The organism is Coprococcus intestinihominis (genome assembly GCF_040096555.1).
Lineage (GTDB): Bacteria > Bacillota > Clostridia > Lachnospirales > Lachnospiraceae > Coprococcus_A > Coprococcus_A intestinihominis.
In genome coordinates this window covers 1-3229 of record NZ_JBBMEK010000324.1, presented here as the reverse complement: position 1 = coordinate 3229, position 3229 = coordinate 1, and the positions used below count along the sequence as shown (strand labels likewise).

The window sequence follows — 3229 nt, the reverse complement described above, 5'->3', positions numbered from 1 at the left end:
CGGTTTACGGCGAGGGATTGAACGTCCGCGACTGGCTGTATGTAGAAGATCATTGCAAAGCAATTGATCTGATCATTCATAAAGGACGTGTAGGTGAAGTCTACAATGTAGGCGGACACAACGAGAAACAGAATATCGAAATTGTCAGGATTATCTGTAAGGAATTAGGTAAACCTGAAAGCCTGATTACCCATGTAGGGGATCGCAAAGGCCATGATATGCGCTATGCGATTGATCCGACTAAGATCCACAATGAACTTGGATGGCTGCCGGAGACAAAATTTGAAGACGGTATCAAGAAGACGATTCAATGGTATTTGAATAACCGTGAATGGTGGGAGACGATAATCAGTGGCGAATATCAGAACTACTATGAAAAAATGTACAGCAATCGTTAATTGACACCGGGAGGAAAGAATATGAGATTTTTTGTGACAGGTGTCGGTGGCCAGCTGGGACACGATGTAATGAATGAATTGCTGAAGCGTGGTCATGAAGGGGTTGGATCGGATATTCAGGAGTGCTACAGCGGTGTTGCAGATGAATCAGCGGTGACGAGAGCACCTTACAGAACGCTTGATATTACGGACAGAGAGGCTGTTCATAATGTTATAGCGGAGATTCATCCGGATGTTGTATTTCATTGCGCCGCATGGACAGCAGTGGATTTGGCAGAAGATGAAGCGAACATTGATAAAGTGCGTGCAATTAATGCAGGCGGAACAAAGAATATAGCAGATGTCTGTAAAGAATTGAATTGTAAAATGATTTATATCAGCACAGACTATGTCTTTAATGGTCAGGGAAGCGATCCATGGCAGCCGGACTGCAAGGATTATGCGCCGCTCAATGTCTATGGACAGACAAAGCTGGAAGGTGAGCTGGCAGTGAGTCAGATATTGGAGAAATATTTTATTGTCCGCATTGCGTGGGTGTTTGGTGTGAATGGCAAGAATTTTATTAAGACCATGCTGAATGTGGGAAAAACACACGATACGGTTCGGGTTGTCAATGATCAGATTGGTACACCGACCTACACTTATGATCTGGCAAGATTATTGGTAGATATGAGTGAAACGGATAAATATGGATATTATCATGCAACCAACGAGGGCGGTTATATCAGCTGGTACGACTTTACAAAAGAAATTTATCGTCAAGCCGGTTATCAGACAAAAGTACTGCCGGTGACAACAGAAGAATACGGACTTAGCAAGGCTGCCCGTCCGTTTAATAGTCGTTTGGCTAAAGGTAAACTGGTGGAGGCAGGATTTGTTCCGCTTCCAACTTGGCAGGATGCCTTAAGCCGTTACTTGAAAGAAATTCAATATTAATATAAATGGGAGATAGATGAAATGGGACAGATCAAGGTTGAAAAAAATGTCGGCGGTATTGAAGGACTCTGTGTTATTGAACCGGCGGTTCATGGTGATGCTCGCGGATATTTCATGGAGACATATAGTCAGAGAGATATGGAGGAAAATGGCATCCATATTCAATTTGTGCAGGATAATCAGTCGATGTCTTCCAAGGGTGTACTTCGGGGGCTTCATTTTCAGAAACAGTATCCACAGACAAAACTGGTGCGTGTTATCAAAGGCTCCGTTTTTGATGTGGCAGTGGATCTTCGAAGCGGAAGTGAGTCCTATGGAAAGTGGTATGGCATTGAACTGACAGAAGAGAATAAGAAACAGTTTCTTATTCCGAGAGGTTTTGCACATGGTTTCCTTGTGCTCAGTGACACAGCAGAATTCTGCTACAAGTGCGATGACTTTTATCATCCGAATGACGAAGGCGGTATGGCCTGGAATGATCCAGAGATTGGTATTGAATGGCCGAAGGTGAAAGGCGAATACAGAGGCAGTGCAGATGCAGAGGGATATACATTAGAAGATGGTACTGCATTGAATCTGAGCGATAAAGACCAGAAATGGTTAGGATTGAAGGACACATTTAAATTTTAGAATGATTTATTTGGGGTAATAGAAGATGCATCAAAATAGAGATATACAGCATGTCTACTTGGTTGGAGCTAAATCATTAGGTGCATATGGCGGATATGAGACTTTTATATATAAATTGACGGAATACCACCAATATAACAAAAAAATAAAATATCATGTTGCATGTAAAGCCAATGGCGATGGCTATATGGATGAAAGCAAATTGGAAGGTGCAGCTTTGATTAATGATCATGAATTTGAGTTTCATAATGCGCATTGTTTTAAAATCGATGTTCCGCAGATTGGCTCGGCGCAGGCGATTTATTATGACGTGGCTGCATTAAAGATGTGTTGCGAACATATCAGAAAAAATCATATTCAGCATCCAATTGTTTATATCATGGCTTGTCGTATTGGCCCGTTTGCAAAACATTTTTATAAAGAAATCCATCAACGTGGCGGTCAAGTTTATCTGAACCCGGATGGACATGAATGGATGAGAGCAAAATGGTCTGCGCCGATTCGCAAATATTGGAAGATTTCGGAGCAGATGATGGTTAAATATTCTGATCTGGCAATCTGTGATTCGGTGAATATTGAGAAATATATTCATGCATGCTATGATGGCAAAGGAATCAAAGGCAGAAATCCAAAGACAACGTTTATTGCATATGGTGCTGATTTAACATTAAGCAAGCTGACCGATGATGATGAAAAATTGGTCAACTGGTATAAGGAAAAAGGGTTAACTAAGAAGAATTATTATCTTGTGGTGGGACGTTTTGTTCCAGAAAACTCTTTTGAAGTGATGATCCGTGAATTTATGAAAAGTCATAGTAAGAAAGACTTTGCGCTTATTACGAATGTTAATGACAAATTCTTGAATGAATTGGAAGAAAAATTACATTTTAAGCGTGATAAAAGAATTAAATTCGTCGGAACTGTTTATGATCAGGAATTATTAAAAAAGATTCGAGAAAATGCCTTTGCCTATTTTCATGGCCATACAGTGGGCGGTACAAATCCAAGTCTTATTGAAGCATTGGGCAGTACAGATTTGAATCTCCTTGTAGACGTTGGTTTTAACCGGGAGGTAGCTGAAGATTGTGCTTTATACTGGAGTCGTGATGATGGTTCACTGGCAAAGTTGATTGACAGTTCAGATCAGTTGAATGAAAATCAGATTGCAGAGATGGGACGAAAAGCAAAAGCACGTGTGGCTGCGGAGTATACATGGAATAAAATATGCGGACAATATGAAGAAGTGTTTGTAAAAAATATGATTT

Annotated in this window: 4 protein-coding genes; all 4 read left to right on the top strand. The window is 40.6% G+C overall.

The window, feature by feature from the left end:
• Positions 1 to 398, top strand: a 398-nt coding sequence (locus WMO25_RS16540; protein WP_349086256.1) for a GDP-mannose 4,6-dehydratase, incomplete at its 5' end; no start/stop codon positions are given.
• Positions 399 to 419: 21 nt separating this feature from the next.
• Positions 420 to 1334, top strand: a complete 915-nt coding sequence (gene rfbD, locus WMO25_RS16535) for a dTDP-4-dehydrorhamnose reductase (RefSeq protein WP_349086254.1) — start codon at positions 420 to 422, stop codon at positions 1332 to 1334.
• Between the two features lie 21 nt (positions 1335 to 1355).
• Entirely contained in the window at positions 1356 to 1964 is a 609-nt protein-coding gene (gene rfbC / locus WMO25_RS16530) for a dTDP-4-dehydrorhamnose 3,5-epimerase (protein WP_349086253.1), read from the top strand.
• A gap of 25 nt (positions 1965 to 1989) precedes the next feature.
• Positions 1990 to 3229, top strand: a 1240-nt coding sequence (gene cps2T, locus WMO25_RS16525) for a beta 1-4 rhamnosyltransferase Cps2T (protein WP_349086252.1), incomplete at its 3' end; no start/stop codon positions are given.

What these genes read in the sequence shown, in the direction of transcription:
- rfbD (WP_349086254.1), top strand. Translation starts at nt 420, where the DNA reads ATGAGATTTTTTGTGACAGGTGTCGGTGGCCAGCTGGGACACGATGTA.
- rfbC (WP_349086253.1), top strand. Translation starts at nt 1,356, where the DNA reads ATGGGACAGATCAAGGTTGAAAAAAATGTCGGCGGTATTGAAGGACTC.